The sequence below is a fragment of the Chromobacterium sphagni genome, assembly GCF_001855555.1.
GTDB classification, from domain to species: Bacteria; Pseudomonadota; Gammaproteobacteria; order Burkholderiales; family Chromobacteriaceae; genus Chromobacterium; species Chromobacterium sphagni.
This window is the reverse complement of record NZ_MKCT01000001.1, coordinates 1,051,689-1,066,869: the sequence shown is the minus strand read 5'-3', so window position 1 is coordinate 1,066,869 and position 15,181 is coordinate 1,051,689. Positions and strand designations below refer to the sequence as shown.

Here is a 15,181-nt window from a genome sequence, read left to right as displayed (position 1 = left end):
CGCATGCAAGCCGCAAACCAAGACAAGAACCAGCTGGTGCCGTTCAACCTGGCGGACTTCTACAAGACCGGCCACCCGTCGATGTATCCGCAGTCCACTACCCGGCTGGTGGCCAACTTCACGCCGCGCTCGGCCAAGTACGCGCCGGTGCTGCCGCAGCTGTTCGACGACAAGGTGGTGTGGTTCGGCCTGCAGGGCTTCATCCAGCAATACCTGATCGACCTGTTCAACCGCGAATTCTTCCAGCGCCCGAAGGCGGACGCGGTACGCAAATACCAGCGCCGCATGGATACCGCGCTGGGACCGGGCGCAGTATCGGCCGCCCGCCTGGAAGCGCTGCACCAGCTAGGCTATCTGCCGCTGGAAATCCGCTCGCTGCCGGAAGGCTCGCGGGTGGACATCAAGGTGCCGCCCATCACCTTCAGCAACACCCACCCCCAGTTTCCGTGGATCGCGACTTATTTTGAAACCCTGTTCAGCTGCGAAAGCTGGAAACCGTCCACCGTGGCCACCATCGCTTTCGAATTCCGCAAGCTGCTGACCTACTTCGCCCGGCTCACCGGCGCGCCGCAGGACTTCGTCAACTGGCAGGGCCACGATTTCTCGATGCGCGGCATGAGCGGCGTGCACGACGCCATGCGCTGCGGCGCAGGCCACCTGCTGTCGTTCACCGGCAGCGACACCATCCCGGCGCTGGACTATCTGGAAGACTATTACGGCGCCGACGCCGACCGGGAGCTGGTAGGCGGCTCCATCCCGGCGTCGGAACATAGCGTGATGGCGCTGCGCATCCTGCTGACGCAGCAAAAGCTGGGCCGCATGCCCGTCCACTCAAGCCTGGATGACAAGGCGCTGCGCCGGCTGGCAGAGCGTGAAGTGGTGCGCGAATTCATCCGCCAGGACTACCCGTCAGGCATGGTGTCCATCGTCAGCGACACTTTCGATTTCTGGAACGTGGTCACCGTGATCGCCCGCGAATTGAAGGAGGACATCCTGGCGCGCGCGCCGGACGCGCTGGGCAACGCCAAAGTGGTGTTCCGTCCGGACTCCGGCGATCCGGTGAAAATCCTCACCGGCTACCGCGACGACGAGCTGCTGTTCGACGACGCCGGCAACTGCTCCGCGCGCGAGGATGGCCGCCGCGTCAGCGCCGCCGAGCGCAAAGGCGCGGTGGAATGCCTGTGGGACATCTTCGGCGGCAGCGTCACCGAGCAGGGTTACAAGGTGCTGGATAGCCACATCGGCCTGATCTACGGCGACTCCATCACCCTGCCGCGCGCCCGCGACATCCTGCTGCGCCTGGCCGCCAAGGGCTACGCCTCCAGTAATGTGGTGCTGGGCATAGGCAGCTACGTCTACGGCATGAATTCGCGCGACACCTTCGGCTACGCGCTGAAAGCCGTCTACGCCGAGGTGGACGGCGAAGCGGTGGACATCTACAAGGACCCGGCCACCGACGACGGCACCAAGAAGTCAGCCAAGGGACTGGTGCGGGTAGAGGAACAGGACGGCCGCTTCGTGCTGTTCCAGCAGCAAACGCCGGAGCAGGCTGCCGGCGGCGCGCTGCGGACGGTGTTCCGCGACGGCGAGCTGCTGCATGCTCAAACCCTGGCTGAAATCCGCCAGAGGCTGCAGGCCTCGTGGACCTGCCCTCCAGCAGGGTCGATCGCCTGGGAATAAACCCGCCAACGGCGGACCTTTGGCCAGATTCTGCCACTATAAAAAACCGGCTTCGCCTGCAGGCAGAGCCGGTTTTATCTTGCAACAGGCGGCTCAGGCTGGCTCCAGCTGCTCGCCGCTCTTCAGCCCAACCATGCCCGGCATGGGCCGATACAGCGCCTGCCGCAGGGCGGCGGCGGCATCGTCGAAGGCCGCGCCGGCCTCGTCCACGCAGCCGGCCAGATTGAAAAAACCATGGATCAGACCGGGATACCGGCGGTGCTGCGCCACGCCCCCTGCCGCCGCCAGCCTGTCGGCATAGGCTTCGCCCTCGTCTCGCAGCGGATCGAAACCGGCGGTCTGGATGTAGGCGGGCGGAGCGCCGGCCAGATCGGCGAAAATAGGCGATACCTGCGGATGGCGCAACTGACCGCCTCCAGTGTAATGGCCCAGGCACCAGCGCATGGTGGGCCAATCCAGATAAAAACCGCGGGCAAAGCGCTGAACAGAAGGAAAACTGGCAGTACTGTCCACCACCGGATACCACAATATCTGGAAGCAGGGCCTGACCGGGTCGCTCCGCGTCGCCAGCGCGGCGACAGTGGCGAGATTGCCGCCGGCGCTGTCGCCGCCAACAGCCAGCCGCGCCGGGTCAACGTCCCAGCGCGCGCAGTTGGCCGCCACCGCGCGCAAGGCATCAACGGCGTCGTCGACGGCCGCTGGGAACGGATGCTCCGGCGCCAGGCGATAATCGATGGATACCACCTGGCAGGGGGTCGCGGCGGCAAGCGCGCGACAGGGCAAATCGTGCGAGTCGAGCGACCCCGCCACGAAGCCGCCGCCATGGTAGAACACCAATGTCGGCGCCGGTAGCGCCAGCCCCGCCGGACGATACAGCCGGGCGTGGATCGGACCGGCCGAACCATCCAGCTCAATGTCGCGGTGGCTGACCGAAGCGGGTACATCCTGAGCCAACAGGCCTCCCTCCCTCTCCAGCTGCCGTCTGGCGGCGGCCACGCCCATCCGATGCCAGGACCGCTTTCCACTTAGCCAGCGCAGCCTCAGCATCAGTTGCAACTGGCGGTTGAGCGGCGCACCATCCACCCGCCGTGGCCGGCCCGCCAGCAAGGCCAGCCATAGCGCCGGCAATCCCAGCGCGCGGCGCGCCGACGCCCGCTCCAGCCGTAGCAGCAGCGCTGCCACCACTCCGCTCATTGCGCCACTCCGGCGCATCGGCAAGCGGTGGGCATCAGTCCACCCGCATCGACAGCGGGTGGTTGTCGCCACCCGGTTCGGCGCGCAGCGCACGCCTGGCATAGTACGCAAATCCGGCCTGGGAACGCTTGCCCTGCAGGATCCAGTCGTGCGCTTCACGCGCCAGCTCCGGCTCCAGTTCGTGGATGCTGCCGGCCGCCTCGGCCAGCAATTGCAATTTGGCGGCGCGCTCGCACTGGATCGCCATCATGCAAGCCTCCTCCACCGAACCGCAGGCCACCACCAAGCCATGATGGGCCAGCAACGCAGCGCGCTTGCTCCCCAGCACCGCGCTGATGATTTCTCCCTCGCTGTTGCCCACCGGCACGCCGGGCCACTTGGCCAGAAAGGCGACATCGTCATACAACATGCAGGCGTCCATGTGCGCCACCCTAAGCGGCCGCCCCAGCATCGACAACGCAGACACATGAACCGGGTGGGTGTGGATGATGCACTGCACGTCGGGGCGGGCCCGATAGATCCAGCTATGGAAGCGGTTGGCGGGATTGGGCATGCCCCGGCCTTCCAGCACCTCCAGGTCGGCGTCCACCTGCAGCAAATTCCCGGCCGAAATCTCGTCGAAGCCCAGCCCCAGCCGCTGAGTGTAGTAAGCGCCCGGCTGCTCCGCGCGCGCGGTTATCTGCCCGGCGAGACCGGAATCGTGCCCCTGGGCGAACAGGATGCGACAGGTCAGCGCCACCCTTTCGCGCAAGGTCCAGCTCCCCGCCGTCAGATGCTGCTGCATTTGCCCCTTGGCCCGGTCTATCAATTGCTGCTTGTCCATTGCCATGGTATCCACCATGAGTCTCCTTAATGATTCGGGTAGAAAGGCGTCGGCAGATCCGGAAGCCGCGCCCGGCCGCGACGAGCCCGGGCGGGCGCCTCCCCCATCAGGCCATCGCCGCTTGCGCGCGCTCCTGATAGGCCTCTTCGATGGAACTGAAGAAGTCCAGACGCGCGTCCACCAAGCTCATCCCTGCCGACAACATCACGTCGATCTGCTCCGGAGTCGAGCTGGCGATATCCAGCATGATTTCGCGTATGGTGTCGGCATGGCCGTCGTCGCATTCGACATGGATATGGAAGAACTCGATATCGCGCCGGATAGCGCCCTGCGCCTCGAAGCCACGAATGATTTCGCCATACATCACCGGCACTAGGCCTTCCGCGCCCAGACACAACGCGCCCAAGCCAGCCGCCGGATTCAGGTTGCGGCAATGCAGGAACATGCTGTCTATCAAACGGCGGGTTCCGGCCAGCGGCTGAGCGCCGTCCAGCGACAACGAATAGTGTTCCAGCATCTCCCGATAGATAAGATGGTGTGGGCGCGGACTGTTCGGCGCCAGCCCCAGCTCCTCGAACAGGTTTTCCGCCAGTTCCAACACTTCTTCGTTGCTGGGCAGATTGGCCATCATCGCGCACAGGTAGCGCGTGAAGTAGGCGCTATACAGCCCCTGCTGCACCAGGAATATCTTCAACTCGTCCAGGGAAACTTCGCCAGAACGACAGCGTTTCAGGAAGGAGTGTGACCGGATGCGTTCGATCAATTGCTCCTTGGTCGATTCAAACAGCGCCAGTTGCATGTCCATAGAGTTTGCTCCAAAACCAAGATTGAGAAGGTCCTTTCAGACCGATCGGATAATGAGGCCGCTTACCGTTGCGGCGATGGCACAACGTGTCCGGTCGGTGGCCGGCCGCCTCTGCTAGCCCAGGCGTACATGGGGCGATACGCCACCTCGGGATGGAATCCTTAAATCACGATTAAATGTGATTAACTTCGTCGAAAAATAATCAAAATACTAATTTCAATCGATAAAATCGTAACAAAAACAAGTAGAGTAGATTATTTCCCACCTCCAACCATCCAATTTGGATTTATGTCTTTAACATAACTTACATTTGTCATTGCCCGGCATAGCTGCCAGACTTTCGAGGCGAAAACAAGCCATACCCAAATTGTTCCTTTGTTATTGAATCCGCAGTTGAAAGTCAGAGAAGGTTCTATGCACCCGCAAGACCATGTCATCCGTGCTTTGCCCGACCTGCTGTCGGCCGTCACAATCGAACAAATCAAGCACCGCTGCCAGCAACTGGTTTCCAACATCGGCCTTGACTTCTTCCTGATCGGAATCGAAACCTCGCCTGGCGAGGGACTGTCGCCCAGGGTGGAAACCAACTACCCGTCCGCCTGGATGGAGCGCTACGCCCGCTTGCAATGGGTGGACCACGACCCCGTGGTGCGACATTGCCGCCAGTCCGCGGTGCCGCTGATCTGGCACCGCGGCTGCTTCGAGGACAGCTCCTCCCAGCACCTGTTCGAGGAGGCGTCGGCCTACGGCGTTTCCGCGGGAGTGGCCACGTCGCTGCGCGGCGTTGGACGCAGCCATCCGATGATGATGTCGGTGGCATGCGACGCCCGAGCCGACCCGCAAACCGACAGCTGGCTGCAAACCCTGACGCCGACCGTGCATCTGCTGTGCTCGTACGCCTACGAGGCGATCTGCCGGATCGATGAATCGCACGCCGCCGTGCAGGTCAGTCTGACCCAGCGCGAGAACGAATGCCTGCACTGGGCCGCCGCCGGGAAAACCTCCTGGGAAACCTCCCGCATCCTGCGCTGCTCCGAATCCACCGTGAATTTTCATATTCGCAACATCATCAATAAATTGAACGTGTCCAATCGCCGCCAGGCTGTCGCCCGCGCGCTGGCAATCGGCCTGATTTCCGCCTGAATCAGCCCGCCAGCACCGCCCCGGCGGTAGCCTCCGGATGGGTGACCAGACTCTGCAGTTCCTGACGCTTGAGCTTGCCGCTCGGAGTGGTGGCGATATCGGCCACCAGTTCAATGCGGTCCGGCCGCAAGGCCTTTGGCCGCAGTTCGCGCTGAATGCGCCTCATCAGATCCTCCACCAGCGCCGCGCCAACGGAACCGCCGGCGGTAGCCACCACGTAGGCGCGCAGCCGAGTCAACCCTTCGGCGGTGACAACCGGCAGCGCAGCCGCTTTCAACACCCGCTTGTCGCTCACCAGAAAGGCTTCCAGCTCCTGCGGGCTGACCCAGTAGCCGGCCACCTTGATGCGCTCGCTGTCGCGCGAGACAAAGCCCAGCCCTTCGCCGTCACGGATAAACAGGTCGCGGGTGGGAAACTGTTCCGGCGCCGGATCGACGACACCGGCCTCGCCCGGGCGAAGATAGCCCAGCATCAGACAGCCGCCGGCCAATCCCAGGGTGAAAACGTCGGACGGCAGTTCGTCAGTGCTGACATGCGGAGTTTCGAAGTAACGGAATCCCTCCACTTGCCGCAGTCCCGGCCCCGCATCCGCCGTTTCCGACAGATAGGGCGCGAAAGTTTCGGTAGTGCCGATGGAGTCAAGCATCCGCGCGCCGGTCAAAGCCTGCCAGCGCTGCCGTATCGCTGCCGGCAGCCGCTCGCCGGCGGCGAAGGCGAGCCGCAACGAGCGAAAGTCGTACTCCCGCTCCGCCCGAGCCATCAGCAGATGGTATAGCGTGGGCACCGCCAGGAAGGCCGTCACCGCCTCAGCCTCGATCGTGTCGAGAAAATCGGTGTGGCGGCTCCACTCCGGCAACAGCACCGCGGTCGCGCCAACGCTGAGAGGCGCATGCAGCCCCTGCAGACCGAAGGAGAAAAACGGTCCCGTGCTGGCCAGCACTCGGTCTCCGGACTCCAGCCCCCACATTGGCCGGGTGACCACCCGTTCGAACTCCCAGAACGATCGGTGCGAATGGACACACAACTTGGGCCGGCCAGTGGAGCCGGAAGTCGCCAGCACCAGCGCCGGACGCAAATCGAAACTGGCCTCAATGCCGCCCACCGGGTGCGGCAAGTCCGGCTCTCCCTTCCTGGCCGCCAGTTCTTCCACCGTGCTCATCGCCTCGCCCTGCGCCTGCCGCACCGTTCGGTCGGCCAGGATCAGTTCCGGGTCGTAGCTTTGCCACAGGCCTTCGTAATGATCCGCCGGCAGATCCGGATGAACCATGAAGGCCAGCCGTTGTGAACGCATGGCCGCCAGCCAGTAGACGACGGTCTCCAACGTCGCCGAACCGATCAGCGCCACGCGCTGGCCGGCACGGTTGCCGGCCAGCAGAATGTCCATTTCGCGCGCCGCCGCCAGGGTCAAGGCTTGCAGCTGGCGATAGCTGAGCGTGCGTCGGCCGCGCGCGCCGCGCTCTATCAAGGCGATGCAATCGCCGCGCCCGGCGCGCACATGGCGGTCCACCATCAGGTCGACGCAGCCGGGGCTGGATTCAATACGCATATCTAGAACCTCTGAATGATGAAAGTGCCGGGCCGCCAAGCGGCCAAGCTCAGTTTTCCAGCTCCGCCGCCTCCGGCTGCGCCAGGCGGCTGAAATCCATTGTCGGCACACCGCGCCGGAACAGGTCGCGCAAGCGGGTCATCGTCGACAGCGGGTTGGGCCGCTGAAACACATTGCGTCCCACGCAGATTCCGCCGGTATCATGGCGCACCACCGCCGCGGCCAGCTCCAGCAAAGACAGCTCGTCGGCCAGCGCGCCGCCGGCGAACAACACCGGCGTATGCTCCTGGATGCCATCCACCAGTTCAGGGATGCGGTTCAGATCTTCCGGCGCGGCCACCTTCAACGCGTCCACGCCCAGTTCCACCGCCGCGCGCATGAAATGGCGCAGGTGGGTAAGCTCCTTGCCCTGCAGCGGCCCCTTGTCATAAACCATGTTCAACACCGGCAAGCCAAAGGCATGGGCCTGATCCACCACCTGGCCGATCAGTTGCAGATTATGGTCGGCGGTAGCGGCGGAGAAATTGGTCTGAATGGAAACCGCGTCCGCGCCCAGGCGCAGCGCCGCCTCCACACTGGTGACCATCCGCTTGAAATCCGGCGTCTCTCCGACATTCAACGAGCCATTCAGATGGATCATCAGACCGCAGCCCGGCGCGCCCCCCAGGCGCTGGGCGAAGCCCTTGTGCGCCACGATGCCGGTGACGACGTCCGGGTTCAGCCAGCGCAGAACCTCTTCCACCCGATTGAGGCCCTCCAGCGGCCCCATGGTCAGGCCATGGTCGATGGGAACGATCAAGGCCTTGCCGGATTGCCGGTCAATGAAGCGGGACCAGCGACGTTTGCGTGCCATTTCAGTCATTCAAGCCTCCTTGATGCGATGGTGTGTGTAAACCGTGGTTTCAGGATTCGGTCAGCACCGAGCGGATAGGCCGACGCAAGATCTTGCGGGTGGGAATCGCGCTAGCCAGCGCCGCCAGGATCACCACGCCGAACAAGGTCAGCGCGTAGACCGGCACTACCCAGGCCACCTCCACCGGCACCGCGTTGCTGGAGCCGGGCGGCGTCCACATGATCTTGGCGGCGCGCACCGCCCAGGTGACGCCCAACGCGCAAGCGATGCCCAGCAAGGCGGCGGCGGCGGCCAACCAGCTGTTTTCCAGCGCAGTCAGCGTCATCACGAAGCGGCGGGTGAAACCCAGGCTGCGCAAGGTGGCAAATTCACGGGCGCGTTGCGAAAAATTCATGTAGCTGGCGTTGAGCAGGCTGGTGAAACCGACGATGCCCGCGACGATGGCGATGAAGTTGAGGAAACCGCCCAGCACGGTTTTGACCTGCTGATAGAAGGCCGCCCGGTCGGACCAGCGGAACACGGTGACATCCAACCCCGCCTGTCTGAAGCGGGCGGCCAGCCGGTCGCGCGCTGCGTCCAGATCGGCGCCGTCGGCCAGCAACACGTGGTATTCGCTGATCTCGGAAGTGTTGAGCAAGCCCTGGGCATCGGCCATCGGCATCACGACCAGCCGATCGTTGATTTCCTTGATGCCCCAGTCCATGATGCCGGTCGCCTGAGCCTGGGTCGCGTTGATGCGCTCAGTGCCGCGGGTGGACACCGTCAGCTCCAGCGGGCCGGGCGGGCAGTCGACCGGCCTAGATGCCGGGGTCTGGCCCGGCTGCGCCGGGGCGAAGCCTATCTTGGGCACCTGGCAGCCCAGGATGGCCGCCAGGCCCTGGCCCAACACCAGCGGATGGGTGCGTTTCTCCTGCCACAGCGGCGTGCCGGCCACCACGTCATACTCGTAGGCCGGGCCCTTGATGCGGCGCACCTCCTGCACGTCCTGGCCGATGCCTGCGAAGATGGTGCTGACCCTGGCGTTGGACACCATGCCGGAAATACGCAGGATGCGGGCTCGGGCGGCCACCGCCGGGTCAGCGGACAGCACCCGGTCGATACGGCCTTGCATCGCCGCAGTGATCGGATTCTGACCGGCGCCCTCCACTTCGCGCGCCAGCTGCGAGGACGGCCTCTCGATCACCAGGTGCCCGCGCGCGCCCCAGCGCATGAAAGCGTTTTCGATCAACTCGACGTTGGACTGCATGTAGCCGGCCAGCAGGCACAGCGCCAGAATGGACACCGCCATCACCACCAGGGTGCTGATGGATTTCCGCCCCTGCCGCCGCACATTGCGCAGCGACATGCTCAACAGTAATTTGGTATTCATCTAGATTCGCTCCTTCACATGGTCATCAGCGTGTCGAGCGCGAACAGGCTGTCCGGCGAGCTGCTGGGAACGACCTGGGCGTACTGCAGACGGCTGAAGCGGTCCGGGAAGTTGGCGTTGACGATCTTCATGCTGGACACGAACGGCTGCTCGCGGTTATTGACCTTGACCTTGTTGCCGTATTCGAAGGTGGCGGTCTTGAACACCGCGCCGCTGGCGGTCAGGAAGTCGGCCTTGACCCCCATCAAGCTGCGCTTGTCCAGGTAATAGACGATGCCCTCATAGGTGGCGCCAGGCGTGGCAGCGGTCAGTTTCAATTTGTAGCAGTCGACGCCATTGATCTGGGCGCTGCCGGCGTAGGCCGGACTGTAGTCGCGGGCATACTGGGTGGCGGCGATATCGCCGTTGGCCGCCTCCCCCACCAGCCGCTGCTGCGGGCTGATGCTGACCGGTTTGCGCAGACCCGGCTTGACGTACCACATCGCCCGCGAGGCGATCAGGATCTTCTCGCCCTGATAGCGCTTGGGTTCCACCGTGCGCGCCAGCGCCTTGCCGTCGCGTACCGCGATGTCGTAAGTGGTGCTGGTGGCGCCGGCCGGATCTTCGGTATGGATGCTCAGCGACCACTTGTAGCTGCCCCAGCCGCCCCGGGCCAGATCGGCCTTATGCAGCCAGTCGCGCATGGTCGCCTCGCTGGGCGCGTCCTCGGCGTGGGCCAGGCTGACGGTCAGCATGGTGGCCAGCATCAGGCAGGTAGTGGTGGCCAGCATCCGGGTCAATGGCACGGCCTTGCCGTCGGCTCGCACCGCGCCGCCGATACGCTTGCGGGCAGTCGCCGCCGCGCCCAGCGCGATGCCCAGCGCCGCGATGGCAACCGCCAGCAGCGCCCAGTTCAGCGGCAGGTCGAGCGCCAGCCGCACCGGCTCGGCGATGCGCGGCAGCTGGGTTTGCAGATTGGCGAAGAAGATGGCGTAGATAGTCATATAAGCGAGTCCCAGGGCAACGATGGCCGCAATCAGAGTGGTCAGCACGCTTTCCCGGACGAACAAGCCGGCGATCCTGCCGCGGCTGAAGCCCATCGCGCGCAACATGCCGATTTCGCGGGTGCGGTCGGCCACATTCATGGCCACCGTGTGCTGGATGGTGGTAAGGGCGATCACGAACACCACCGTGCCGGTGAAAGCGAACACCATGTTGAAGAAGCCCATGAAGCTGACATACAGCTGGCCGATCTGCGGGTGGTTCCAGGTGGTCACCTCGTAACGGCCGGGTGACTGGCGTTCCAGCTTGGCGGCCAGCGCGTCGCGGTAGGCCGCGGCGTTGCCGCGGTCATCCAGCAGCACCACCACCCGCGAGACCGCGTCGGTGTCGTACAGCGACTGCAACAGACTTAGCGGCGCCTTCAAGCCCTTGTCCTCTATCGCCTCGATGCCGGTGGAGAATTCGCCGGTCAACGGCGCCTCGATAGCGTTCAGCCGATTGGAGTAGGACGCGCCGAACAACTGCAGGTCGCTGCCCTTGGTCGGCGAGCCCAGCAGATCCTGCAGTTGGCGTGTCAATAGCAAGCCGTCGCGACCCAGCCCGGACGGGGCGGCCGCCAGCCGGCTCTCTGACTGCAAAGCGGCTTCGAAAGCCGGATCTATGCCGCGCCCAAGAAACACCGCGTTATGCTTGCCGGTATTGACCATGCCGACCCCGACCAACTGGTCCGACACCCTGCGGAAGTGCGGCAACCCTTGCGCCAGACGGTGCAGCATCTGCTGTTCGGTACGGTCCAGCGAGTACTGCGCCGGAGTGGCGGCCAGTTGCTCCGGCCCATCCTTGCGGTAGACCTGCACATGGGCGTTGGCGTCGCGGTAGATCACCACCGAAGCCAGCGATCCCTCGACAAAGCGGATGTAGCCCAGGAACAGCAACACCGCTAGCAAGCCGACGCCCACCGCCACCACCGTGGCCAGCGTGCGCCTGCGGTCGCGATACAGATTGCGAAATGCCATCGCCCACATCACAGCACCCCTTGATCGTCGGTTTGCGGAACGGAACTGGCCGGCTCCTGGTGCGCAGCATGCTCGCGGGTGACCGACAGCTTGCCGTCGCGCAGCTCCACGATGCGGCGGACATGCTGCAGCAGCCGGTCGTCGTGGGTGGAGAACACGAAAGTCACGCCGTGGTCGGCGTTCAATTGCTTCATCAACTCGACCAGCGCAATGGCGTTGGTAGTGTCCAGGCTGGCGGTGGGCTCATCGGCGAGGATCAACTGCGGCCTGGTTACCAGCGCCCGCGCCACCGCCACCCGTTGGCGCTGGCCGCCAGACAACTGATCGGGACGGAAGCCGGCGAAGCGTTCCAGACCGACCGCGCGCAACGCGTCCTGCGAGCGCTTGCGCATTTCCTGGCGCGACAAGCCGTGCAAATGCAGCGGCAGGGCAACGTTTTCCTCGGCGGTCAACACCGGAATCAGGTTGAAGTTCTGGAAAATCATGCCGAAGGTGCGGCTGCGCAACTGGTCCAGCGCCTGCTCGTCCAGCGAGCTCACCGCCTTGCCCATCACCCGCATCTCGCCCGATGAAGGCGCGTCCAGGCAGCCGATCAGGTTGAGCATGGTGGTCTTGCCGCTGCCGCTGGGACCTGTGATGGCGACGAAATCGCCCGGCTGGACAGCGAAGCTGACGCCATCGAGCGCCACCACCTCAACATCGCCAAGCTGGTAGCGCTTGGTCACCGATGCAAATTCAACTAGGTTCACGGCAAATCTCCAGTAGGTTCTTGTTCAGGGTTAGAAATGGAATTCCAGCGCCAGATAGACGTTGCGCGGCACCGGGCGGCTCGGCTCCAGATCGCTCGGCACCCGGCTGTGCGAGACGCCGAAATAAATGGTGCTGGCGTCGCTGGGGCTATAGGACAGCTCGCAGAAGATGTCCGAACTGGACTGGTCCAATCCTTGCAGCCAGCGCGTGGTCAAGCCCCAGCGACGGTCGCCGAACAACTTGGGCCAAGTGGTCTGCAACAGCGCGTAGCGGCTTTGCACAAAGGGGTGCAGCGGCCGGTTGTGCGATGGCGAGCTGCCGCTGGACGGCGCGCCGGCGATCAGCGGATTAGCCAGCTCGGCCGGCGTCAGCGCGTAGCCGTTGTAGATCAGTTCCAATCCGATCTCAGCGCTTGAGGCCAGGCCGTAGCGCAAGCCCAGCGTGCCGTCCCAGCGCCAGCGGTCCTGATCTTGCGCCAGCAGCGGGCCGGCGGCGCCGCGCCGGGCGAAGCCGCGCGAGGCGGCGAACTCCCCGCTCAGAGTCCAGGCGTCGCCCAGACCGTATTGCGCGTAGCTGCCGGCGTAGGGCTGCAGGCCGCCGCCGCCACCCAGTACCACGCCCAGCGTGGCCGATTGCTCGGACACCCAGCTCCATTCGCTGCGCGCCAACGCAAACGCGCCGCCGGTGCGGATGCCCGGCACCGGGTCCAGATTGGGGTCGGCCAGCAGCAGACTGAAACGGCCTCGCGTGGAAAACGGCAGACTGGCGAAGGCCATCGGCTTGCCGGCAATCTCGCGCCGCGGCGTCACTGCGCCGTTGTCCGGGAACAGGCGATTGGTGGGGCTGTATAGCATCGACGGCCCCCAACCGAGCAGGCGCTTCCCCGCCCCAACCTCGCCCTCGCCCAGCGGCACGATGGCGTAGCCTTCCATCAACGACTGCGGCTGACGCGAGGGCAGCGCGTCGGGCTTGGATTCGTCGTCCAGCCAGATCCGCGGCTTCAGCACCGCGCGGCTGCCGTCGCAGAGGCCGCCGTCGCAATGAAGCTGCAGATTGAGCCGCAGCTCGGCCGCGTTGTACTTGGCGACATTGCCACCCAGCGGCGCCGACAGGTAGTCGCGCTCGCCTATCATCTGCACGGTGGCGTCGTGCTCCATCCGCAGCGTGCTGCCGGTCGGCGCATCGCCAGCGGCCTCGTCGGCCTGGCTGGCGGCGGCGCAGAGCGCCAGCGCGGCGCCGCTCAGCAGGGACGCGATTCGGCTGGCGCAGTAGTAGTGCATGCAGGACTCGCGGTGATGGTCTCAGGCTGCAGCAACGCGTTGTAGCGCTCGCGCAGGCGGCGTTTCAGGGTTTTGCCAGTGGCGCCGATCGGGAAATCCTCCCAAGCGGTGATCCACAGATGCGACAGGCGCTGCTCCGGCTCCAACTGCCCGTTCAATTCGCGCAGCAGAGCGTCCGGCGCAATCGGCGCCGCATCGGCACGCAGCGCGACGACCGCAGCCGACAACTCGGGCGCGCCAGCCTGCGGCCGCACGCCAAACACCGTGACGTCCAGCACTCCGGCGCGCTTGAGGATGATCTCCTCCAGAGGCAGCGTGTAGACCGGTCCGGAACGGGTGTGGATCACATCCACCTCGCGGTCCAGATGGATCATTTCGCCGTCGGCATCCTCGCGCACCACATCGCCGGTGAACCACCAGCCGTCGCGCGAAGAGGCGTACAACACGTCGTGCGCGTTCCAGTAGCCGCCGAACATGCTCTTGCCCTTGATCATCAACAGGCCGGGGCGGCCCTTTGCCACCGGCAGCCCCTCGCTGTCCGCTACCTTGATCTGCGGCCCCAGCGGCGTCTTGCGGCCGACTCGGCGATCGAAACGGCGGGTCCACGGCGTGGCGATGCGCAGCAACGCAGCGATGCCCACCTCGCTGGACCCCAGTCCGTCGATGAACAGCGAGCCGTCGACCGGCAGCCCCAGGCGACGAAAGAACGAGCCCTTTGGCAGGAATGCCCGCTGCTGGACTTCATGGCTGGCATCGGCGGTGGTGCCCCAGATCCGCACGCTGTCCAGCGTGTGATCCTGCGCGCCGGCGATCATCAGCCGGGTGTAGGTGATAGGGAAGCCGAAGAACACCGTCGGCCGCTTCTGCTCCAGCTGACGCAACAGCGCCGGCGCGCTCAGATCGCCATTGATGATGCAGCGCACCCCCATCAGCAGCGAGCCGTGCAGATACAGCTGCGACACCTGGTGGTTGAGCGGCAGCGCGAAGCTGGCCGAATCGCGCGGCGACACCAGATTGAACAGCACGATGGAGCGCAGCGACTGGGCGACGCCTTCGGATTTCAGGATCACGCCCTTCGGCATGCCGGTGGTGCCGGAGGTGTGAACGATGTACAGCGGATCGGCCGCGCCGCGCGGCCGCAGCGGCGCCGGGGCTTGGGGCTGCCGCAACAACGCGGCCAAGCCGTGCGCGCGCTCCCCGGCCTGCATCGCCGGGCTATCGGCCAGCACCGTCTGCCGCAGGGTGGCCGGCGCGAACGGTTGCAGCCTCGCCCAGGCGGCGCAGTCGGTCAGCAGCAGGCTGACGCCCATCCGCTCCATATAGAGGCCGGCAATGTCCGGCGCCACATTGGCGTTCATCGGCACCGCGATGGCTCCGATGCGAATGGCGGCGGCGGAAAACAGGAAGTAATCGAAGTCGTTGGCCTTGTAGATGGCGACCCGGTCGCCGGGAACCACTCCCTGTCCCAACCAGCAGGCGGACAGCGCGTTGACGGTTTCCAACAGTTGGCCCGCGCTCCATGCTTGGCGCCCGGTCCAGGCCAGCGGCTGCGCCAGTTCGATCAATTCGCGCTCGCCGTGGCGTCGCGCAGCGGCTTCCAGCACGGTGTCGATGCGGTCGTCCCAACTGGCAAGCAGGGCCAGCCGGCCCGGAAATCCCAAATGAATAAAGACGAAAATCAGGTAGCCGAGCGCTGCGAGCGCAATGGCGGCGAATAAATAGCTCATGGCGGCATCCGTTC

At 64.9% G+C, this 15,181-nt stretch carries 12 protein-coding genes; 2 read left to right on the top strand and 10 right to left on the bottom strand.

The window, feature by feature from the left end; genetic code table 11:
* Window positions 1–3: 3 nt before the first annotated feature.
* Window positions 4–1,680 carry a nicotinate phosphoribosyltransferase gene (locus BI344_RS05155; protein ID WP_071111844.1) on the top strand — a complete coding sequence of 559 codons (1,677 nt, stop codon included), beginning with the start codon at window positions 4–6 and terminating at the stop codon, window positions 1,678–1,680.
* A 93-nt stretch (window positions 1,681–1,773) separates the two neighbouring features.
* Here BI344_RS05155 and BI344_RS05150 read toward each other — a convergent pair whose 3' ends face one another.
* From BI344_RS05150 to BI344_RS05140, 3 genes are all read right to left on the bottom strand, one after another.
* On the bottom strand, window positions 1,774–2,874 hold the full coding sequence (locus BI344_RS05150; RefSeq protein WP_071111843.1) for an alpha/beta hydrolase: 1,101 nt from the start codon (window positions 2,872–2,874) through the stop codon (window positions 1,774–1,776).
* 34 nt (window positions 2,875–2,908) lie between these two features.
* On the bottom strand, window positions 2,909–3,703 hold the full coding sequence (locus BI344_RS05145) for an aldolase (RefSeq protein ID WP_241499262.1): 795 nt from the start codon (window positions 3,701–3,703) through the stop codon (window positions 2,909–2,911).
* A gap of 100 nt (window positions 3,704–3,803) precedes the next feature.
* Window positions 3,804–4,502, bottom strand: a complete 699-nt coding sequence (locus tag BI344_RS05140) for an iron-containing redox enzyme family protein (protein WP_071111841.1) — start codon at window positions 4,500–4,502, stop codon at window positions 3,804–3,806.
* Between the two features lie 414 nt (window positions 4,503–4,916).
* Between BI344_RS05140 and BI344_RS05135 the strand changes: the two genes are divergently transcribed.
* Window positions 4,917–5,645 (top strand): autoinducer binding domain-containing protein, encoded by a 729-nt coding sequence (locus BI344_RS05135; protein WP_071111840.1) that lies wholly within the window; start codon window positions 4,917–4,919, stop codon window positions 5,643–5,645.
* A 1-nt stretch (window position 5,646) separates the two neighbouring features.
* On the opposite strand, the gene BI344_RS05130 is transcribed toward BI344_RS05135, so the two are convergent.
* The 7 genes from BI344_RS05130 to BI344_RS05100 are packed head-to-tail and all read right to left on the bottom strand — an operon-like array spanning window position 5,647 to window position 15,167.
* The gene (locus BI344_RS05130; RefSeq protein WP_071111839.1) at window positions 5,647–7,191 is read right to left on the bottom strand and encodes a class I adenylate-forming enzyme family protein; all 1,545 of its coding nucleotides are present in this window, start codon (window positions 7,189–7,191) and stop codon (window positions 5,647–5,649) included.
* A 49-nt stretch (window positions 7,192–7,240) separates the two neighbouring features.
* Window positions 7,241–8,053, bottom strand: coding sequence for a class I fructose-bisphosphate aldolase (locus BI344_RS05125; protein WP_071111838.1), 813 nt, complete (start codon window positions 8,051–8,053; stop codon window positions 7,241–7,243).
* 40 nt (window positions 8,054–8,093) lie between these two features.
* Entirely contained in the window at window positions 8,094–9,413 is a 1,320-nt protein-coding gene (locus BI344_RS05120; RefSeq protein ID WP_071111837.1) for an ABC transporter permease, read from the bottom strand.
* 14 nt (window positions 9,414–9,427) lie between these two features.
* Window positions 9,428–11,410 carry an outer membrane lipoprotein-sorting protein gene (locus tag BI344_RS05115; RefSeq protein ID WP_158021032.1) on the bottom strand — a complete coding sequence of 661 codons (1,983 nt, stop codon included), beginning with the start codon at window positions 11,408–11,410 and terminating at the stop codon, window positions 9,428–9,430.
* Window positions 11,411–11,418: 8 nt separating this feature from the next.
* Window positions 11,419–12,159 carry an ABC transporter ATP-binding protein gene (locus tag BI344_RS05110; protein WP_071111835.1) on the bottom strand — a complete coding sequence of 247 codons (741 nt, stop codon included), beginning with the start codon at window positions 12,157–12,159 and terminating at the stop codon, window positions 11,419–11,421.
* Window positions 12,160–12,189: 30 nt separating this feature from the next.
* The gene (locus BI344_RS05105) at window positions 12,190–13,440 is read right to left on the bottom strand and encodes a hypothetical protein (protein ID WP_071111834.1); all 1,251 of its coding nucleotides are present in this window, start codon (window positions 13,438–13,440) and stop codon (window positions 12,190–12,192) included.
* Window positions 13,401–15,167 carry a class I adenylate-forming enzyme family protein gene (locus BI344_RS05100; protein ID WP_071111833.1) on the bottom strand — a complete coding sequence of 589 codons (1,767 nt, stop codon included), beginning with the start codon at window positions 15,165–15,167 and terminating at the stop codon, window positions 13,401–13,403. The genes BI344_RS05105 and BI344_RS05100 overlap by 40 nt, the downstream gene beginning before the upstream one ends.
* Window positions 15,168–15,181: the final 14 nt, after the last annotated feature.